Origin of the sequence: Anaerostipes sp. Marseille-Q3525 (genome assembly GCF_018223505.1) — a bacterium.
GTDB classification, from domain to species: Bacteria; Bacillota; Clostridia; order Lachnospirales; family Lachnospiraceae; genus Anaerostipes; species Anaerostipes amylophilus.
The window spans coordinates 75,293-92,633 of record NZ_JAGTTT010000009.1 but is presented as its reverse complement, the minus strand read 5'-3'; the positions used below and the strand labels follow the sequence as shown (position 1 = coordinate 92,633).

Genomic DNA, 17,341 nt, shown 5'->3' with positions numbered 1-17,341 from the left:
GAAGTTTTTTCATTCTTTTCAGAGTCAAAAATGGAATCTGATGTTATATTTTTCCGCCGCTCTTTCAGCGACGTTGATTATCTTACCATAGCTGTATACAGTATGTCAACTACTTTTTTCATCTTTTAGAAACTAATTTTATTTCATAGATTTTCCTCTGTTTTCACGTTATAATATGAGGTAAATACATTTCATATAAGAAAGGAAACCTATCATGGAAAAAATAGCAAGTTTTACAATTGACCATTTAAGATTATTGCCTGGCGTTTATGTTTCTCGCAAAGACGCTGTTGGTTCTGAAACTTTAACAACATTCGACCTTCGTATGACAGCTCCAAATCGTGAGCCTGTCATGAACACTGCAGAGATGCATGCGATCGAGCATCTGGCTGCTACTTATTTAAGAAACAATGAAGAATGGCAGGATAAAGTTATTTACTTTGGTCCAATGGGATGCCGTACTGGATTCTATCTTATATTAGCTGGCGATCTCTCTTCAAGAGATGTACTTCCTCTTATTATAAGTACCTTTGAATTTATTCGCGATTTCAAAGGTGATGTGCCTGGTGCCAGCGCAAAAGATTGTGGTAACTATCTTGATATGAATCTTCCTATGGCAAATTATCTTGCAGATCATTATCTTGAAAATGCTTTATACGTTGCAGATGATAAAAATCTGAATTATCCAGCATAAATTTGTACATAATATAAAGGCATCTATTGTTGTACTCACAGAATTCTTTCCACGTGATTCTGTGAGTACTTATTATAAGGAGGTTTTTATATTATGAAAAATCAAAACAAAGTATATCAAGAAGTTGCCGAAGAATGCAGCCAGTATTGTCCTTGTGGCTGTGATCATTCCGTAAAGAACGTCAGTACTGGAGATGATGCAAAAGCACCAAGCTGTTTAAACTGTAAACATTTTTCTGTCTCTGAACAGCATTGTCAACTTGATCTTTATGATCAGATTGTTACAAATTTATAATTACTCTTATATGATAATCATATAAAGTAGTGTCAAAATTTTGTTAAAGAAGTCATATTTATGGCTTCTTTTTTATTTTTCCCTTGCAATATTTGAAAAGAGGTCTATTATAATAATGAGTTTATTTTTAGGAGGAAATTGTTATGTCATTACAACAAATCATAGCGATCGTCATCTTTTTATGTACGATGGGCGCTATCATCACAGGGAAGGTCCACAATACAGTTGCCTCATTAACTGGTGCTGCATGTTTGGTGCTTACCCACATTCTTTCGATTGAAGATTGTATTGACGCAGTCGATGTAGAAACCATCTGCATTCTTGTCGGAATGATGCTTTTAGTTGCAGTTATTAAGAATTCTGGTATCTTTGAATACATAGCGATCAAAGCTGCAAAGATTGCAAAGGGTCGTCCTTGGCCAATCATGGTCATCTTTATTTTGATCACAGCTGTATGTTCTGGAATGCTTGACAACGTTACGACTGTATTGTTAGTTGGTCCAATGACCTTAGCTATCACAAATATCTTGAAAGTTGATCCTGTGCCATATATTATCACACAGATCATGGCTTCCAATATCGGTGGTACCGCTACACTGATCGGTGACCCACCTAACATCATGATTGGTAGTGCAGCGAAATTAAGTTTCGTAGATTTTATTTTAAATACAGGTGTAGCTACTATATTTGTTATCATCGTTGGTTTGATCTGTATGTATTTTATATATGGAAGAAAGTTGTTTGTAGAAGATGAAGCCATTGCCAAAGTCATGCAGCTAGATGAAAACAAAGCGATCAAAGATAGAAAACTTATGCATGAAAGCGTGATCATTATCATTCTCGTTGCTTTATGCTTTATTTTCCATGATCAGTTAGGCGTGCAGTCTTGCACCGTTGCAATCGCTGCGGCATGTATCATGCTTCTGATCGGCGGACAGGAACCTGAAGAAATCATTTCAGAAGTTGAATGGCCAACCATTCTTTTCTTTATTGGATTATTTATCGTTGTCGGTGGTATGAAAAAAGTTGGCGTTATCACAATGCTTGCAAATGGATTAATTTCTATTACTCATGGTAATATGGTTGTTACAATGATGGTCATCTTATGGGTTTCCGCAATTGTATCTTCTTTCTTAGACAACATTCCATTTGTTGCAACATTGATTCCTATGATTCTTACCATGCAGTCAGAAGGAATGGATGTCACTCCAATCTGGTGGGCATTATCACTTGGAGCTTGTTTAGGCGGAAACGGAACTCTGATCGGTGCTTCTGCAAACGTTGTTTTATCTGGTATTAGTAAGAATAATGGACATCCTATCACATTTGGACAATATTTTAAGATTGGATTCCCTATGATGATCTTATCTATTGCCGTATGTTCTGTATTTCTTTTGATCCGATTTGCTTAATGAAAAATTATGGAATATAATATTTATGAGAGGAGAGTGATCTTATGAATCAAAATACTGTAACCGGAGATTTTATCAATATTAACCTACGTCAGTTAGGTGCTACCTCTATTAAAGAGTTCAATAGTATTATGCACATTGCTGAGTTTGATCTTGGCGATGGACTGATTGTTTCTTATGTTTTTAACATTACACGACACAACAAATATTTCCTACAGCGTATGCAACCATATGCTATGGTACATGGTAAATTTGCCAGTGATCAGGAAATCATTGATTTTATCACAGAAGATCTAAAACGTTTTGAAAACGCTAAAAACAGTCACAATTTCGATACTTTCCTTCTGATTTCCCATCTGGGTCATCATATTACCGAAAATATTGAACAGCTATTTTTAAATTATAATGTTGATGCTGATAAATTAGAAGCAATTGAAGATTCTCTGGAAGATTCTCTTGTTGAGATTCAATCCTTATTTGAGAAATCTGATAAGCTAAATTTACCAAAAGACTAACACTTATAAAAGTTAAAACTGCCCTTGAAGCTAAATGTTTCAAGGGCGTTCTTATTTTTTATCAGATAATCTACATAATTAAAAAGCTCACAAGCTGTATATTCTCTATACATCCTGTGAGCTTTCATCTTCTTATTGAATATCAACGACAATCTTCTTGTCACCTTTGTCAACCGAAGCCTTGACAACAGTTCTGATTGCTTTTGCAATTCTTCCCTGTTTCCCAATTACTTTCCCCATGTCACCTTCTGCAACATGAAGTTCTAATACGACTGCATCGGCAGTTTCTTTTTCTGTAACTGTCACTTTATCTGGCTGATCAACGAGGGCTTTTGCAATCACTTCTAATAAATGTTTCATGCACTGCCTCCTGTCTTAAATCTGACTATTTTTCGATTCCTGCAGCTTTTAATAATTTAGCTACTGTATCTGTAGGCTGAGCACCTGTTGCTAACCATTTCTTAGCAGCTTCTTCGTCGAATTTGATCACGCTAGGATCCTGATTTGGATCATATGTTCCGATTTCTTCAATGAATCTACCATCTCTAGGGGATCTAGCATCTGCTACTACTACTCTATAAAAAGGTGCTTTCTTCTGTCCCATTCTTTTTAATCTCATTTTTACTGCCATTTTGTTTTTACCTCCAAAAATCTTTCTTTTCTAAATTAATTATTATTTTCTATAACTAAGGCCTAAAAAGGTAATTTAAATCCACCTCTTTTACCACCTTTGCCACCAAACATACCTGACATCTGCTTCATCATCTGTTTCTGATTCTGAACCTGTTTGCATAAGCGATTAACTTCTGCAAGTGGAACTCCTGCTCCTGCTGCGATTCTTCTCTTTCTTGAAGCATTGATGATCTTAGGATTTGCACGTTCTTCTTTCGTCATGGAATAAATGATCGCTGCTGTCTTATCCATCATACCATCATCAATATCAAGTCCCTGCATCTTATTTCCAATACCCGGAATCATAGATAACAGATTGGATAATCCACCCATCTTCTTCATCTGATCCATCTGATCAAGAAAATCGTTAAAATCAAATTCCGCCTTCTTCATCTTCTCCGTCATGCGAAGTGCATCTTCTTCATTGATCGTCTGCTCTGCTTTTTCGATCAATGATAATACATCTCCCATACCAAGAATTCGGCTTGTCATTCGGTCTGGGTAGAACTGCTGAAGATCTTCAAGTTTCTCTCCCATACCTACATATAAAATCGGCTTTCCTGTTACGGAACGGATAGAAAGTGCTGCACCACCTCGTGTATCACCATCCATCTTCGTGATGATAACTCCATCAATACCGACTTTCTCATTAAATTCTTTCGCCACATTGACAGCATCCTGTCCCGTCATGGCATCAACGACCAGAATACTCTGGAATACATCAACTTTATCTTTGATCTCGATCAGCTCTGTCATCATATTCTCATCAATATGAAGACGCCCTGCTGTATCCAGAATTACGATGTTGTTTCCATTCTTCTGTGCGTGTTCTACGGAAGCTTTCGCAATATCTACTGGATTCTGCTTATCTCCCATTGTAAAGACTGGTACTCCGACTTTCTCTCCATTGACCTGAAGCTGTTTGATCGCTGCTGGACGATATACGTCACAGGCTACTAACAGTGGTCGTTTCCCCTTCTTCTTATACTGTCCGGCAAGCTTTGCACAAGTTGTTGTCTTACCTGCACCCTGAAGACCTGCCATCAAAATGATCGTAATCTCATTTCCTGGACGAAGCTGAATCTCTGTCATCGTAGATCCCATCAATGCTTCCATCTCTTCTTTTACGATCTTGATTACCATCTGTCCTGGATTCAGTCCGCTTAATACATCCTGTCCTACGGCTCTTTCCTGTACAGATTTGATAAATGTCTTTACGACTTTGAAGTTAACGTCGGCTTCTAGTAAAGCTCTCTTAACTTCTCTCATTGCCGCTTTTACATCATCTTCTGTTAAACGGCCTTTACTTCTTAAGTTCTTAAATACACCCTGAAGTTTCTCGGATAAACTTTCAAATGCCATTGATTCACCTCATCTAAGTTATAAATCTTCTAAAACCTGATTGCATACAGATTCTATTTGCCTGATGTCTTCTTTCATCTGCTCTTTATCTTCTCTAAGAAGCCTTCTGGATAAGGTATGGATCTCTTTGATCTTCTCCTTGGCCGTCAAAAACTTCGCTACCAGATGGAGTCTTGCTTCATAATCTGTCAAGATCTTATCGCATCTCCGGATCATGTCATGCACTGCCTGTCTAGTAATTCCAAACTCAGCTGCAATCTCCGTAGCTGTCATATCATTCAAAATATGTTCGCCATAAATCTCCTTCTGATGCGCGGTCAACAATTCGCCGTAAAAATCATATAATAAATTCTGTTCTACGATTCGTTCCATCTGATACTCCTGTAAAGCAATTTTCCTTTACCAGATGTTAGTTTAGCGAATTTTACCGTCTTTGTCAAGTATTTTTACTTGCACAATGCAATTTTTACTTGAAAAACTCTGGCTTTTCTGTAAAATGAAAAGAGCGATTCTATTTAATTATAAATCAAAAAGAAAGGTTATACAATGATTCAGGCAAATAATGTAACTTTACGTTTAGGAAAACGTGCTTTATTCGAAGATGTAAATATTAAATTCACAGAAGGTAACTGCTATGGACTGATCGGTGCCAACGGAGCAGGAAAATCCACTTTCTTAAAAATTCTTTCCGGAGAGATTGAACCTTCTAAGGGAGATGTAACGATCACTTCCGGACAGCGTCTTTCTGTTTTAAAACAGGACCACTATCAATACGATGATCATATCGTCCTTGATACGGTTATGATGGGTAACCAGAGACTATATGAGATCATGAAAGAAAAAGAAGCTTTATATGCAAAAGAAGACTTCACAGATGAAGATGGTATCCGTGCCAGTGAGTTAGAAGGCGAATTTGCTGATATGAACGGATGGGAAGCAGAATCTGATGCTGCCACTTTATTAAATGGTCTTGGAATTCCTAGTGATATCCATTACACAAAAATGGCTGACTTAAACGGCTCACAGAAAGTCAAAGTCTTACTTGCTCAGGCCTTATTTGGAAATCCAGATATCCTGCTGCTTGACGAGCCTACCAACCACTTAGACTTAGATGCTATTTATTGGTTAGAGGAATTTTTGATCAACTTTGATAACACAGTTATTGTTGTATCTCATGACCGTTATTTCTTAAATAAGGTATGTACTCATATCGCAGATATCGATTATGCGAAGATTCAGTTATTCTCTGGAAACTATGACTTCTGGTATGAATCCAGCCAGCTTCTTACAAAACAGATGAAAGAAGCGAATAAGAAAAAAGAAGAAAAAATGAAGGAATTACAGGACTTTATCGCAAGATTCAGTGCCAATGCTTCCAAATCAAAACAGGCTACTTCCAGAAAGAAAGCCTTAGATAAGATTCAGTTAGATGAATTAAAACCATCCAGTCGTAAGTATCCATACATCAACTTTAAACCAAACCGTGAAATCGGAAATGATGCTTTGGTTGTTGAAAATCTTACAAAGACGATCGATGGCGTGAAAGTCTTAGATAATATTTCTTTCTTAATGAAACCAACGGATAAGATTGCTTTCGTAGGACCTAACACATTAGCTGCTACAACATTATTTAAGATCTTATCTGGAGAGATGGAACCTGATTCTGGTTCTTACAAATGGGGAGTGACTACAACTCAGTCTTATTTCCCAAAAGATAATACAAAAGACTTCAGTCAGGATGAAACGATCGTCGAATGGCTGACTCAGTATTCTGAAGATAAAGATGCAACATTTGTCCGTGGATTCCTTGGACGTATGTTATTTTCTGGAGAAGACGCTTTAAAGAAAGTCGGTGTTTTATCTGGAGGAGAGAAGGTTCGTTGTATGTTATCGAAATTAATGATCAGCGGTGCAAACATCTTACTTCTTGATGAACCTACAAACCACTTAGATATGGAATCTATCACTGCTTTAAATGAAGCATTAAAAGATTTTTCTGGTGCATTATTATTTACTTCTCAGGATCATCAGTTCGTACAGACGACAGCAAACCGTATCATGGAAATTACTCCTAATGGTCTGATCGATAAAGAATGTACTTATGATGAATATCTGGAAAATGATGAAGCTGCCAGAAAACGTCAGGTTGTTGAAATTGAAGAAGACGATGAATAATTTTATGATTTTTAAAAGGAAATTTTGTAATTTAGAATGATCATATTAAAAGAGCACAGAAGGTTTGTTACAGACCTCTGTGCTCTTTATTTATATTTTTATTCATTTTCCTGATCATAAGTATCTAAGAATGAATGTTTCACTCCATCTTTCTTATATGCAATGATCGTCTTTAAGTTGACATTTTCCACACTCTTAAAAATATTGGATTCTACATATGGATTGATCTCTTTCATCTTTGCGATCAGCTGTTTTGTCTCCATCCTCTTAGACTTAGCTACACCATCCGGATTACATGTGGTACAAGTATCTGTAAATTTGCATGCACACTGAATAAAGTGTAATCCGTTATAGTCTCTCCAATGTTTGATATCGTCCTCACGGATCAGATACATCGGACGGATTAACTCCATTCCTTCAAAGTTTGTGCTGTGAAGTTTTGGCATCATTGTCTGCACCTGTGCTCCGTAAAGCATTCCCATAAGGATCGTCTCAATAACATCGTCGTAGTGATGTCCCAGAGCGATCTTATTACATCCAAGTTCTTTTGCTTTGCTGTATAAATATCCGCGGCGCATTCTTGCACACAGATAACATGGGGATTTCTCAATCTCATATACTGCATCAAAGATATCAGATTCAAAGACTGTGATCGGGATATCTAATAATTTGGCATTATTCTCGATGATCTGTCGATTCATCTCATTGTATCCAGGATCCATTACTAAAAACACCAGATCAAAATGAAATTTGTTATGACGTTTTAACTCCTGAAATAATTTTGCCATCAGCATGGAATCTTTTCCACCAGAGATACAGATTGCAATCTTGTCATTCTCCTGTACAAGATCATATGTCTTGATTGCTTTTACAAATTTGGAAAATAACTGTTTGTGAAACTTCTTTCGGATACTCTTTTCGATTTCCTGTGTTCTTGTCAGTTCTTTTTTCTTTCCTTTACCTTCGGCTTCTTTGTTACTCTGCTCTGTTTTCTGATCATTTTCCTGTTCTTCTTTCATCAGAGATAACAGCCAACCCGTGTATCCACCTTCTAAACTCAAAACATCGATTCCTTCTTCTGACAAGTTCTCTGCTGCCTCTTTGCTGAAGATTCCCTTTGTGCAGTATAAAATGACTTTCTTTCCTTGATCAAGATATTCCTTTGCCTGTGCTGCAAGTTCTTCTTCATCTGCTGCCACTACAGCTCCGGGGATCATTCCATAAGATGTGTTTGATTCATCTCTCATATCAAGAAGCTGATAGCTTCCTTCTTCTAACTGTTTTAATTCTTTATATGAAATATTAATATTACTCATGCTTTCAACCTTTCTATCGTATCCTACTATATTTGTAGGGTTCCAATCACTTATTATAGAGAGAAAGCTTTCAAAATACAAGAGAAAATCGTATCATTTTTGCATCAGTTATTGTACACATTATTGATCATAAATCCATATCCGCTCCATTCCACTGGAATATATGTCTGATTTTTATTTTGTATTGCGTAAACTCCTCCACTTCCTGAAATCTTTGTATATGGATTCTTTGCTGATTTAGCTTTTTCATATTGCTGTAATACACTTGCATTTCCAAGCAAATTCTTCTTAAGCCCAAATTCTGATTGTTTTAGATTCAAATATGACAAAAAACCTGACGGTATATCTTCGATATGTTTCGCAATATCTTTCCAGTTTTGCGTATACTCATACGAATACACATCGATTGCAAGAATCTGATCCGTATACGCATCCATGATCATATTAACAGATTTATCTTCCTGTGCTGCATCCGGCACTAATGTCACATACCAAACTAAAAGATTTTTAACATTTGACACAGAAGTTTCCGTATCTGTTGTTGTAGTATTATTTTGTTTTGTAATGTATGTATATAATTTTTTATATGTAACTTTCCAGTCAGAATTCACCCGATAAGAAATCTTCATTTTCTCAAACAATTGATTGATCTGCTTTCTAGCTGTTTTTTCTACATCTCTTCCATCCACTGTTCTTGATGATGGTCTTACTGACACACTCAAAATATGATTATTGATAATTTTTAATTTTTCCAATGTTGTTTGTGTAGATTCCACTGAAATTTCCACCGGATTTAAAGATAAATTCTCACTTTTTCCAAAAGTTTTCCAGTCTGTCAATCTGGACTGAATATTGGGAAAAAAGCAAAAAAGAACCGTCAACAAAAATGCTGTTATAACTAAAAGAACATTTCTAATCTGTCTTCTCATAATGTCCTCCTCCAATGGTTATGATCGCAGTTGTTCCCTTTTCTTCCTGACTGATAAATTCCATATCACCTTTATGAATTCTCACTATTTCTTTACATAGAGCCAGCCCCAAGCCTACTCCTCCTTGTTTTCTTGATCTTGATTTGTCAACCCGATAAAATGCCTCTGTAATTTTATCAAGTTCTCCTTTTGGCATTCCGCAACCTGTATCTGAAACATAGATCTTTGCCCCTTCCTGCGCTGGGCAACACTCAATTGTCAAAATACCTCCCACATTCATGGATTTTAAGGAATTATCGACTAAATTTAAAATCAATGATTTTAAAAGATCTGCTTCCACTTCACAAATCGTTGGCTTAAGATTTAAATTTACTAAAATTTCCTGTTCTTGCAGCCGATACTGCATAGAAGATATCACCTCATGAATCATTGGCACAAGATTTTGTTTCTTCATTTGAAACTCTTGATTTTTTAAAACAAGAAGATTCATTAATTTTAATGATAAATTTTGAAGACGCTTTCCTTCCGAATAAATATACCCACATGCTTCCTTTTGTTCCTCTTCCGAAAGATTTTCAATTCGCATCAAATCTGCATAGCCAATAATCGACGTAAGCGGTGTTTTCATCTCATGGGCAAGACTTCCCATAAATTCTTCCTGATTTTTTAATAGTTGATCTAATTTCATCAATTTTTCTACCAATTGCTCTGTCATATAGTTAAAATTAATTGAAAGTTCTCCAATTTCATCTTTTGTATTTACTGATACTCTGACCGAATAATCACCATCTGCAATCTGTTTTGAAACTTGTGATAATTTTTGCAATGGCCTTGTAAGAATTGATGCAAGAAAATATGATAAGATAATCTCCATTCCTATAACTACCATGAAAATCTTACGAAAACTTATGAGTTGCTGATGCCTTGTTTCATAAACTTCAGAAATATCATAGGAGCCTTGAAACACCATCGTTTCTTTTCCATAAGTGATCTTGCTTGTAATCTGATAAAAAACTTTATTTTTATTTTTAAATATCACAGCCTTCCCTTGTTTGTTCGAAAATCCACTACTGTTTCTAAAATTGTCATTTTTCCGATTATAATAAAGTGGCTGTTTCCACTGTACTACACCATCTTCTTCTTTTAACAAACGAACAGAGCTGTCTCTTAACAATCTTTGTCTGTTTAATCGTTTCAAAACACTTACAAACGTCTGGTTCTGATAAGTATCATCCATCTCATCAATTTCTTTTAACATTCTTAAGATCATCTCATAAGAACCTCTTGCTGATTTCTTTTCCTGTTTTATGGAAGCTTCATAAGAATACTGAATTAAAAGCATTCCTCCAAATCCAAAAGAAAATGATACGATCAGCATTGTCACGATCATTAATTTCCAACGAAATTTCACTTTGCTACCTCCAGACGATATCCCATCTTTGGAACAGATATCAAATAGTTTTCCCATCCAACTTTTTTACGCACTCTCTGTACATGAAGATCAACGGTTCTGCTTCCAGGGACATAATCTCCACCCCATACACGATCATAAATCATTTCTCTAAACAAAACACTTCCTGGATTTCTTGCAAATAACAGCAAAATATCATATTCCTTTTTTGTCAGATTAATATAAACACCATCTTTTAATACCGTTCTTGAATCTGTATCGATTTCCAATCCTAAAATTCGAATCATGCGATCTAGCTTTTTATATCGTCTTAATACAACTTCAATTCTTGCTAATAACTCCATAATCTCAAATGGTTTTACAATATAATCTTCTGCACCAAGTCTTAATCCATTTACTTTATCAGACAATTCTCCTTTCGCTGTGAGAAAGATCACTGGTATATCTAATGGTTTTACATATTCTAAAATTTCAAATCCATCAGCTCCGGGCAGCATAATATCAAGTAAGATCAAATCTGGATATTTCTTTTCAATCATGTCGATCGCAGAAAGTCCATCATATGCACATTCGCAATGATAACCGACCTTTTTTAAACTTAATGCGATCAGATTTGAAATTGCTTTTTCATCTTCAACGATCATGATGTTTACCATATTTACTCTCTCCTTATTGTTATATTTCCTTATTGTTTTCTATCTTTGCTGCCCAAAACCGTTTTTTATCTTAACACTTTTATGCATCAAATTTGCATCAATTCATCTCTTACGTAAAATTTTCATAAATGAAAAAAGGAACAAAAACAGGCACAATTCCTGCTTCTGCTCCTTATTCTTACTCTGACCAAAAATTATACATACTGAATATTGGCTACGCTTGTACTAAACGCATAACTTACCATATTTAATATACTTTTTACAACTGTCGTACAAGCATGCACGATATATCTAATATCTTCTTCCACTGTATGTGCAAGTTTCATATATGAATTATGAATGCTTCGGATATAAGATGTCAATTCTTCTACGGAATCATACGCTACAACTTGTTCTTTAATCTTTAAAGCTTCTTCTGTCTTAAGAAAAGCTTTCATTCCATATTTTAAATCACGCTCATAATAGCAGTGATCTTTTACATTCCCTGGATAGTGGTTGTTATGCGGAAATGTAAAATAGTCCGCAATATAATGAACGATCACACCAAGACGTGCACAGCGTCTCATATTCATTCCTTGTTCTTTATTGTAATTCGCAATAAATTTTGAAATCTTATGTTCAATATCATCAAATGTAATATCAAACTTATGAGGTGTCGTCACAAAAGATGGTCTGCAGTCTGGCCAGATACTTCCTACATAAAATGGCAATCTATAATCAAATACATTATCAAGTTCCATAGAATCCATGATCTGTCCTGCAAGTGAAATATGTGATTTCTTTCTCATATAAATGATACTCCTTATATAGGGACAATATCTGAACTTATCTTCCCTTCCAGATATCGTCATCAACAGTTTTGTTACACCCTTTGATTCAGATTATATATCCTTGTCTGTTAATATGCAACAAAATGGGGAATTCTTTATATTTTTTTAAGATTTCTACTCTATTTTATTTAATCTTCACAATATTTCCGTAATAAATCTATTATCTTTACACTGTTAAACCCTTTTCTCGCAAAATACCCATAATATTTCTGAAAATTTTCCTTTGTAACTGATCCTTTCTGTCGGATTCTCTTCTGTACTTGCTCCTCCAGAACGTCATCTTCTTCGTATTCATACTCATCAAAGATTCGTTCTAAAATCTCTGTGCCAATTCCCTTCTTTCTAAGATCCATCTTGATCTGAATCCTACTCTTAGTCCCTGCCTTATATTCCATATAACGACGTACATATTCTTCATCATTGATATAGCCAAATGATTCTACATATGCAATCGCGCCTTCTGTGATAAATTCTGGAAATTCTGCTCGCATAAGACGATCTTTTAGTTCTTTTCTTGTACGATCCTGATATTTTAACAATGACATAGCTTTCAACTTAGCTCGGTGTAGTAACAGCTTATTCAATTCTTCAAACTCTTGCTGACCAACCTCGTCTTTTTCATGAAATCCTAATCGTCTTACTTCATTATAATAAAGCAGGCAGTACTTTTCTTCATCGAAGAAAAGCCTAACCTGCTTTGTTCCCACTTTATCTAGTTTAGTGATGATCATTATTCTTCTTCAGAAATCTGAGTCTCTGCCTTCGGATCGTTATTGGCATTCTCAGTGTCTTCATCTAATAATCCATAATGAACACGGATTGCATGTTCTACTGTTTCAGCAATATCTGGATGTTCTTCTAAATACTTCTTGCTATTCTCTCTTCCCTGTCCGATCTTCTCTCCATTGTATGCATACCACGCTCCACTTTTATGAATGATATCTGCATCTGCTGCCAAATCTAAGATATCTCCATACTTAGAGATTCCTTTTCCAAACATAATATCAAATTCTGCCTGTTTAAATGGAGGCGCTACTTTATTCTTAACAACCTTAATTCTTGTTCTGTTACCGATCATCTCTCCTGCCTGTTTTAATGTCTCTGTTCTTCTAACATCTAATCGGATAGAGGAATAGAACTTCAGCGCACGTCCACCAGTTGTAGTCTCTGGATTACCAAACATCACTCCAACCTTCTCACGTAACTGATTGATAAAGATAACCGTACAATTAAATTTACTTACAACACCTGTTAACTTACGAAGTGCCTGTGACATCAATCTTGCCTGAAGACCCACATGAGAATCTCCCATGTCTCCATCAATCTCTGCCTTAGGTACTAATGCAGCTACAGAATCGACGATAATGATGTCGATTGCCCCAGATCTTACCATTGTCTCTGTGATTTCAAGTCCCTGTTCTCCTGTATCTGGCTGTGAAATATAAAGGTTATCAATATCAACTCCTATATTCTTCGCGTAAACAGGATCTAATGCATGTTCTGCATCAATAAAGCCTGCAATTCCGCCTCTCTTCTGAACTTCTGCTACCATATGAAGAGCTACGGTTGTCTTACCACTTGATTCTGGTCCATAAATCTCAATGATACGTCCTCTTGGCACTCCTCCAACTCCTAATGCAATATCAAGACTGATCGATCCTGTTGGTGTAACTTCAATTGTACGATCTGCCTGATAATCTCCAAGCTTCATAACAGATCCCTTACCGTAATCTTTCTCAATCTTAACTAATGCTGCATCTAATGCTTTTAATTTCTCTTCTTGTTTCATAATATATGTTATTCTCCTTTAATTTCAAATATTTATCTACATTCTTCTATACTTTGATTCCTGTCTAGAGTATAGCATATCTCCATACTAAAAAACAAGTGTTCGAACGAATATTTGTTCGATTTTTATTTTTTACAATCCTTTTCAAAAAATTCTTCTACTAATGCATGTCTTACCATCATTAATGCACGACATACCGCCATTTGTCTGACTTTCTGTCTGTTCCCATTAAACTGATATTTGCTGACTTTTGTCTTTCCATTGACACTGACACCAATATAAACAAGCCCTGCTTTCTTCTCTGGTGTCTCTCCTCCAGGTCCTGCAAGTCCTGTAATTCCAACTCCGACATTTGATCCTGCCCGTTTTGCAACACCTTCTGCCATCTGTTTTGCAGTCTCTTCTGAAACTGCTCCAACTGTATTTAATGTTTCTTCTTTGACTCCCAGATATTTCATCTTAGCTTCATTTGCATATGTGATAAAACTTTCATTTAAGACGTCGGAAGCCCCTGCGACATTGACTAATCTTGCGGTAAACATGCCAGCTGTACAAGATTCTGCTGCAGCGATCGTATAGTGATGTTTACTCAACATATTGACTACAACATCTTCTAATGTTTCATCTTCTTTTGTTGTAAAGATCTTATGTCCAAATCTTCTGTATAATTCTTCTGTTACTGGTGCTACAAATTTCTTTGCCTCTTCTTCACTTGTCGCTTTTGCTGTCACTCGAAGATGGACTTCTCCCAATTTGGCATATGGGGCAACTGTAGGATTTGTCTGTTTTTCAATTAAATCTTCAATCTCTTCAGCAACCTGGCTTTCTCCCATACAGTCAATTTTCACAATATCAGAATACAGCACTTCTGAACTTAATTCTTTTAAAATTGGCTCTACCTGATCGTGGAACATTGGAATCAATTCACTTGGAGGTCCTGGGAGTAGAACTACTTTCTTTTCTCCTTTTGCATGAATGATCATTCCAGGTGCTGTTCCATTTTCATTGTATAAAACATCACAATCTTCTGGTATCAGTGCTTGTTTTAGATTATTCTCTGTCATGCTTCGATGGCTACTTGCAAAATATTCTTTTAATCGTCTTAGTGCTTCTTCATCTTCTACAAGCTTCTGCCCACATGCTTTCGTTGCAACTTCTTTTGTAAGATCATCTTTCGTTGGTCCCAATCCACCAGATAAGATCAAAATATCAGATCTTTCAAGTCCTTGTCTGATCACATCTTCTAATCTTTCTTCGTTGTCGCCTACTGTTGTTTCAAAAAAAACGCTTATCCCCAATGAGGCTAAGCGTTCTGATAAGTAGGCAGCATTGGTATTCACGATGTTTCCTAATAAAATCTCTGTTCCTACGCAAATAATTTCTGCTGTCATAAATATTGTTCCTTTCTGGATTTAGTTCCCTTCAGATAAGACCTGTTTATTCTTCACTAAATAATCAACTAAAGAAATAATTGTTAAAGCTGTCGCAATCACGATCAATACATTCTCGATCATAACAGCTGTGCTTGTTCCAAGGTCAATGATCAGCATGATGATCATAAACATCTGGAAGTTTGTCTTAAATTTTCCCCAGTAGCTGGCTGCAATAACGATTCCATTGTCAGAGGCAATCAAACGAAATCCACTGATAATAAATTCTCTTGCAATAATGATGATTGCTACAATGGATGATAAACGATGCATTCCAACTAATGCGATCATAGCTGAACTAACTAATAATTTGTCCGCCAATGGATCCATAAATTTTCCAAAGTTTGTTACCAGATTATATTTTCTGGCAATATGTCCATCTAAAAAATCTGTAAGACTTGCTAGAATAAATACAATAACTGCGATCCATTTGCTACAATTCCCTGCATAATCTGTAAGCAAGAAAAATAAGAATACCGGAATCATAAGTGTTCTTAAAATTGTTAACCTATTTGGTAAATTCATAATCTACTTCTCCTATCACATCATATTCTCTACCCTGGGTAATTTTAACATAAACAAAGTCTCCTGTCATCAGTTCTTCTGGAGAATTTATAAAAACGCATCCATCTACCTTTGGTGCATCCATATAAGAACGTCCAACATAGATGTCATCTTCAAATAAATATCCCTCAACCATAACTTTGATCGTTTTACCAACTAATTGCTGAGTGTGTTCATAGGAGATTTCCTGCTGAAGGCTCATCAGTTCATCTCTTCGTGCTTCTTTAACTTCTTCATCAATCTGATCCTCAAATGTCGCTGCCAGTGTGTCTTCTTCTGGTGAATAAGTAAAGACTCCTAAACGGTCAAATTTACATTCTTCCACAAAATTCATTAATCCTTCATGATCTTCTTCGCTCTCTCCCGGGAATCCTGTGATCAATGTTGTACGGATCGTGATATCAGGAATTTCTTGACGAAGTTTCTTGATCACTGCGACCAGATCTTCTCTTGATGTTCTTCTTCCCATTCTCTGTAAGATACGGTTCTCGCTATGCTGAATCGGCATATCAATATAATTGCAGACTTTTTCTTCTGTCTTGATTGCCTCGATCAACTCATCTGTGATTTCTTCCGGATAACAGTATAACAGACGAATCCATTCGATTCCTTCAATCTTGCAAAGTTCACGAAGTAATAATGGAAGCTGTTTTTCTCCTGTTAGGTCTTTTCCATAAAGTGTTGTTTCCTGAGCTACCAGAACTAATTCTTTCACTCCTTCGGATGCAAGGCGTTTTGCTTCATTTAATAATTCTTCCATTGGAACACTTCTAAAATGTCCACGAATCTTTGGAATGATACAATAGCTGCAACGTTTATCACATCCTTCAGCAATCTTTAAATATGCCATATGATTTCCTGTTGTTACAACACGTTCTACTTCTGAGTTGTCTGGAAGGTAATCAATACTTTCGTAATGTTCAAAATGTTCTCCAGCATTCTCTGCCAGTGCCATATTAACTGCTTCCACAATAGAATCATAACTTGTTGTTCCAAGAACAGCATCAATCTCTGGAATCTCTTTTAAAATCTCATCTTTGTAACGTTCTGCAAGACATCCTGTCACAACTAACGCTTTTAAGTTCTGTTCTTTATATTGTGCCATCTCTAAGATCGTATTGATACTTTCTTCTTTAGCATCATGGATGAAACAGCAAGTATTGATCACAATTACATCTGCCTGTGTTTCATCATCTGTTAAAGTGTAGCCATTCTTGGTCAAAAGTCCAAGCATCACTTCACTATCTACTAAGTTTTTATCACATCCAAGCGAAATAAATAATATTTTCATT

Annotated in this window: 19 protein-coding genes; 5 read left to right on the top strand and 14 right to left on the bottom strand. The window is 36.0% G+C overall.

Annotated elements, in window-relative coordinates; translation table 11 throughout:
- Positions 1 to 214 precede the first annotated feature (214 nt).
- The 4 genes from KE503_RS06205 to KE503_RS06190 all read left to right on the top strand — a co-directional run bounded on the left by KE503_RS06205 (position 215) and on the right by KE503_RS06190 (position 2,915).
- Complete coding sequence (locus KE503_RS06205) at positions 215 to 694, top strand: S-ribosylhomocysteine lyase (RefSeq protein ID WP_055197516.1); 480 nt, start codon at positions 215 to 217, stop codon at positions 692 to 694.
- 93 nt (positions 695 to 787) lie between these two features.
- Complete coding sequence (locus KE503_RS06200; RefSeq protein WP_055197514.1) at positions 788 to 988, top strand: hypothetical protein; 201 nt, start codon at positions 788 to 790, stop codon at positions 986 to 988.
- Positions 989 to 1,131: 143 nt separating this feature from the next.
- The gene (locus KE503_RS06195; RefSeq protein WP_022375320.1) at positions 1,132 to 2,400 is read left to right on the top strand and encodes an SLC13 family permease; all 1,269 of its coding nucleotides are present in this window, start codon (positions 1,132 to 1,134) and stop codon (positions 2,398 to 2,400) included.
- Positions 2,401 to 2,444: 44 nt separating this feature from the next.
- Positions 2,445 to 2,915 carry a hypothetical protein gene (locus KE503_RS06190; protein ID WP_022375319.1) on the top strand — a complete coding sequence of 157 codons (471 nt, stop codon included), beginning with the start codon at positions 2,445 to 2,447 and terminating at the stop codon, positions 2,913 to 2,915.
- A gap of 132 nt (positions 2,916 to 3,047) precedes the next feature.
- Here the strand turns inward: KE503_RS06190 and KE503_RS06185 are convergent, their stop codons facing one another.
- The 4 genes from KE503_RS06185 to ylxM form a co-directional block, all read right to left on the bottom strand.
- A complete protein-coding gene (locus KE503_RS06185) occupies positions 3,048 to 3,275 on the bottom strand; it encodes a KH domain-containing protein (RefSeq protein ID WP_008392928.1) in 228 nt (75 codons plus the stop codon).
- A gap of 25 nt (positions 3,276 to 3,300) precedes the next feature.
- The gene (gene rpsP, locus KE503_RS06180; protein ID WP_008392930.1) at positions 3,301 to 3,546 is read right to left on the bottom strand and encodes a 30S ribosomal protein S16; all 246 of its coding nucleotides are present in this window, start codon (positions 3,544 to 3,546) and stop codon (positions 3,301 to 3,303) included.
- 62 nt (positions 3,547 to 3,608) lie between these two features.
- A complete protein-coding gene (gene ffh / locus KE503_RS06175) occupies positions 3,609 to 4,949 on the bottom strand; it encodes a signal recognition particle protein (protein ID WP_055197508.1) in 1,341 nt (446 codons plus the stop codon).
- Positions 4,950 to 4,967: 18 nt separating this feature from the next.
- Positions 4,968 to 5,321 (bottom strand): YlxM family DNA-binding protein, encoded by a 354-nt coding sequence (ylxM, locus tag KE503_RS06170; RefSeq protein WP_055197506.1) that lies wholly within the window; start codon positions 5,319 to 5,321, stop codon positions 4,968 to 4,970.
- A gap of 174 nt (positions 5,322 to 5,495) precedes the next feature.
- On the opposite strand from ylxM, the gene KE503_RS06165 reads away from it, so the two are divergent.
- Positions 5,496 to 7,124: an ABC-F family ATP-binding cassette domain-containing protein gene (locus tag KE503_RS06165; protein ID WP_055197504.1), complete on the top strand. Its 1,629-nt coding sequence runs from the start codon at positions 5,496 to 5,498 to the stop codon at positions 7,122 to 7,124.
- Positions 7,125 to 7,222: 98 nt separating this feature from the next.
- Here KE503_RS06165 and KE503_RS06160 read toward each other — a convergent pair whose 3' ends face one another.
- The 10 genes from KE503_RS06160 to rimO all read right to left on the bottom strand — a co-directional run bounded on the left by KE503_RS06160 (position 7,223) and on the right by rimO (position 17,340).
- Positions 7,223 to 8,440: an ATP-binding protein gene (locus KE503_RS06160; RefSeq protein ID WP_055197502.1), complete on the bottom strand. Its 1,218-nt coding sequence runs from the start codon at positions 8,438 to 8,440 to the stop codon at positions 7,223 to 7,225.
- 104 nt (positions 8,441 to 8,544) lie between these two features.
- Complete coding sequence (locus KE503_RS06155; RefSeq protein WP_117945181.1) at positions 8,545 to 9,369, bottom strand: hypothetical protein; 825 nt, start codon at positions 9,367 to 9,369, stop codon at positions 8,545 to 8,547.
- Positions 9,353 to 10,780, bottom strand: coding sequence for a sensor histidine kinase (locus tag KE503_RS14860; RefSeq protein ID WP_212384726.1), 1,428 nt, complete (start codon positions 10,778 to 10,780; stop codon positions 9,353 to 9,355). Before KE503_RS14860 ends, KE503_RS06155 begins: the two co-directional genes overlap by 17 nt.
- Positions 10,777 to 11,436 (bottom strand): response regulator transcription factor, encoded by a 660-nt coding sequence (locus tag KE503_RS06145; protein ID WP_212384725.1) that lies wholly within the window; start codon positions 11,434 to 11,436, stop codon positions 10,777 to 10,779. The genes KE503_RS14860 and KE503_RS06145 overlap by 4 nt, the downstream gene beginning before the upstream one ends.
- A gap of 194 nt (positions 11,437 to 11,630) precedes the next feature.
- Positions 11,631 to 12,224 carry a zinc dependent phospholipase C family protein gene (locus KE503_RS06140; protein ID WP_022374604.1) on the bottom strand — a complete coding sequence of 198 codons (594 nt, stop codon included), beginning with the start codon at positions 12,222 to 12,224 and terminating at the stop codon, positions 11,631 to 11,633.
- A gap of 170 nt (positions 12,225 to 12,394) precedes the next feature.
- The gene (locus tag KE503_RS06135; RefSeq protein ID WP_055197499.1) at positions 12,395 to 12,997 is read right to left on the bottom strand and encodes a regulatory protein RecX; all 603 of its coding nucleotides are present in this window, start codon (positions 12,995 to 12,997) and stop codon (positions 12,395 to 12,397) included.
- Positions 12,997 to 14,055, bottom strand: a complete 1,059-nt coding sequence (gene recA / locus KE503_RS06130) for a recombinase RecA (protein ID WP_022374606.1) — start codon at positions 14,053 to 14,055, stop codon at positions 12,997 to 12,999. Before recA ends, KE503_RS06135 begins: the two co-directional genes overlap by 1 nt.
- 125 nt (positions 14,056 to 14,180) lie before the next feature.
- Positions 14,181 to 15,446 carry a competence/damage-inducible protein A gene (locus tag KE503_RS06125; RefSeq protein ID WP_212384724.1) on the bottom strand — a complete coding sequence of 422 codons (1,266 nt, stop codon included), beginning with the start codon at positions 15,444 to 15,446 and terminating at the stop codon, positions 14,181 to 14,183.
- A gap of 21 nt (positions 15,447 to 15,467) precedes the next feature.
- Positions 15,468 to 16,010, bottom strand: coding sequence for a CDP-diacylglycerol--glycerol-3-phosphate 3-phosphatidyltransferase (pgsA, locus tag KE503_RS06120; protein ID WP_022374608.1), 543 nt, complete (start codon positions 16,008 to 16,010; stop codon positions 15,468 to 15,470).
- Positions 15,994 to 17,340 (bottom strand): 30S ribosomal protein S12 methylthiotransferase RimO, encoded by a 1,347-nt coding sequence (rimO, locus tag KE503_RS06115; RefSeq protein ID WP_212384723.1) that lies wholly within the window; start codon positions 17,338 to 17,340, stop codon positions 15,994 to 15,996. Before rimO ends, pgsA begins: the two co-directional genes overlap by 17 nt.
- Position 17,341: the final 1 nt, after the last annotated feature.

What these genes read in the sequence shown, in the direction of transcription:
- KE503_RS06205 (WP_055197516.1), top strand. Translation starts at nt 215, where the DNA reads ATGGAAAAAATAGCAAGTTTTACAATTGACCATTTAAGATTATTGCCT.
- KE503_RS06200 (WP_055197514.1), top strand. Translation starts at nt 788, where the DNA reads ATGAAAAATCAAAACAAAGTATATCAAGAAGTTGCCGAAGAATGCAGC.
- KE503_RS06195 (WP_022375320.1), top strand. Translation starts at nt 1,132, where the DNA reads ATGTCATTACAACAAATCATAGCGATCGTCATCTTTTTATGTACGATG.
- KE503_RS06190 (WP_022375319.1), top strand. Translation starts at nt 2,445, where the DNA reads ATGAATCAAAATACTGTAACCGGAGATTTTATCAATATTAACCTACGT.
- KE503_RS06185 (WP_008392928.1), bottom strand. Translation starts at nt 3,275, where the DNA reads ATGAAACATTTATTAGAAGTGATTGCAAAAGCCCTCGTTGATCAGCCA.
- rpsP (WP_008392930.1), bottom strand. Translation starts at nt 3,546, where the DNA reads ATGGCAGTAAAAATGAGATTAAAAAGAATGGGACAGAAGAAAGCACCT.
- ffh (WP_055197508.1), bottom strand. Translation starts at nt 4,949, where the DNA reads ATGGCATTTGAAAGTTTATCCGAGAAACTTCAGGGTGTATTTAAGAAC.
- ylxM (WP_055197506.1), bottom strand. Translation starts at nt 5,321, where the DNA reads ATGGAACGAATCGTAGAACAGAATTTATTATATGATTTTTACGGCGAA.
- KE503_RS06165 (WP_055197504.1), top strand. Translation starts at nt 5,496, where the DNA reads ATGATTCAGGCAAATAATGTAACTTTACGTTTAGGAAAACGTGCTTTA.
- KE503_RS06160 (WP_055197502.1), bottom strand. Translation starts at nt 8,440, where the DNA reads ATGAGTAATATTAATATTTCATATAAAGAATTAAAACAGTTAGAAGAA.
- KE503_RS06155 (WP_117945181.1), bottom strand. Translation starts at nt 9,369, where the DNA reads ATGAGAAGACAGATTAGAAATGTTCTTTTAGTTATAACAGCATTTTTG.
- KE503_RS06145 (WP_212384725.1), bottom strand. Translation starts at nt 11,436, where the DNA reads ATGGTAAACATCATGATCGTTGAAGATGAAAAAGCAATTTCAAATCTG.
- KE503_RS06140 (WP_022374604.1), bottom strand. Translation starts at nt 12,224, where the DNA reads ATGAGAAAGAAATCACATATTTCACTTGCAGGACAGATCATGGATTCT.
- KE503_RS06135 (WP_055197499.1), bottom strand. Translation starts at nt 12,997, where the DNA reads ATGATCATCACTAAACTAGATAAAGTGGGAACAAAGCAGGTTAGGCTT.
- recA (WP_022374606.1), bottom strand. Translation starts at nt 14,055, where the DNA reads ATGAAACAAGAAGAGAAATTAAAAGCATTAGATGCAGCATTAGTTAAG.
- KE503_RS06125 (WP_212384724.1), bottom strand. Translation starts at nt 15,446, where the DNA reads ATGACAGCAGAAATTATTTGCGTAGGAACAGAGATTTTATTAGGAAAC.
- pgsA (WP_022374608.1), bottom strand. Translation starts at nt 16,010, where the DNA reads ATGAATTTACCAAATAGGTTAACAATTTTAAGAACACTTATGATTCCG.
- rimO (WP_212384723.1), bottom strand. Translation starts at nt 17,340, where the DNA reads ATGAAAATATTATTTATTTCGCTTGGATGTGATAAAAACTTAGTAGAT.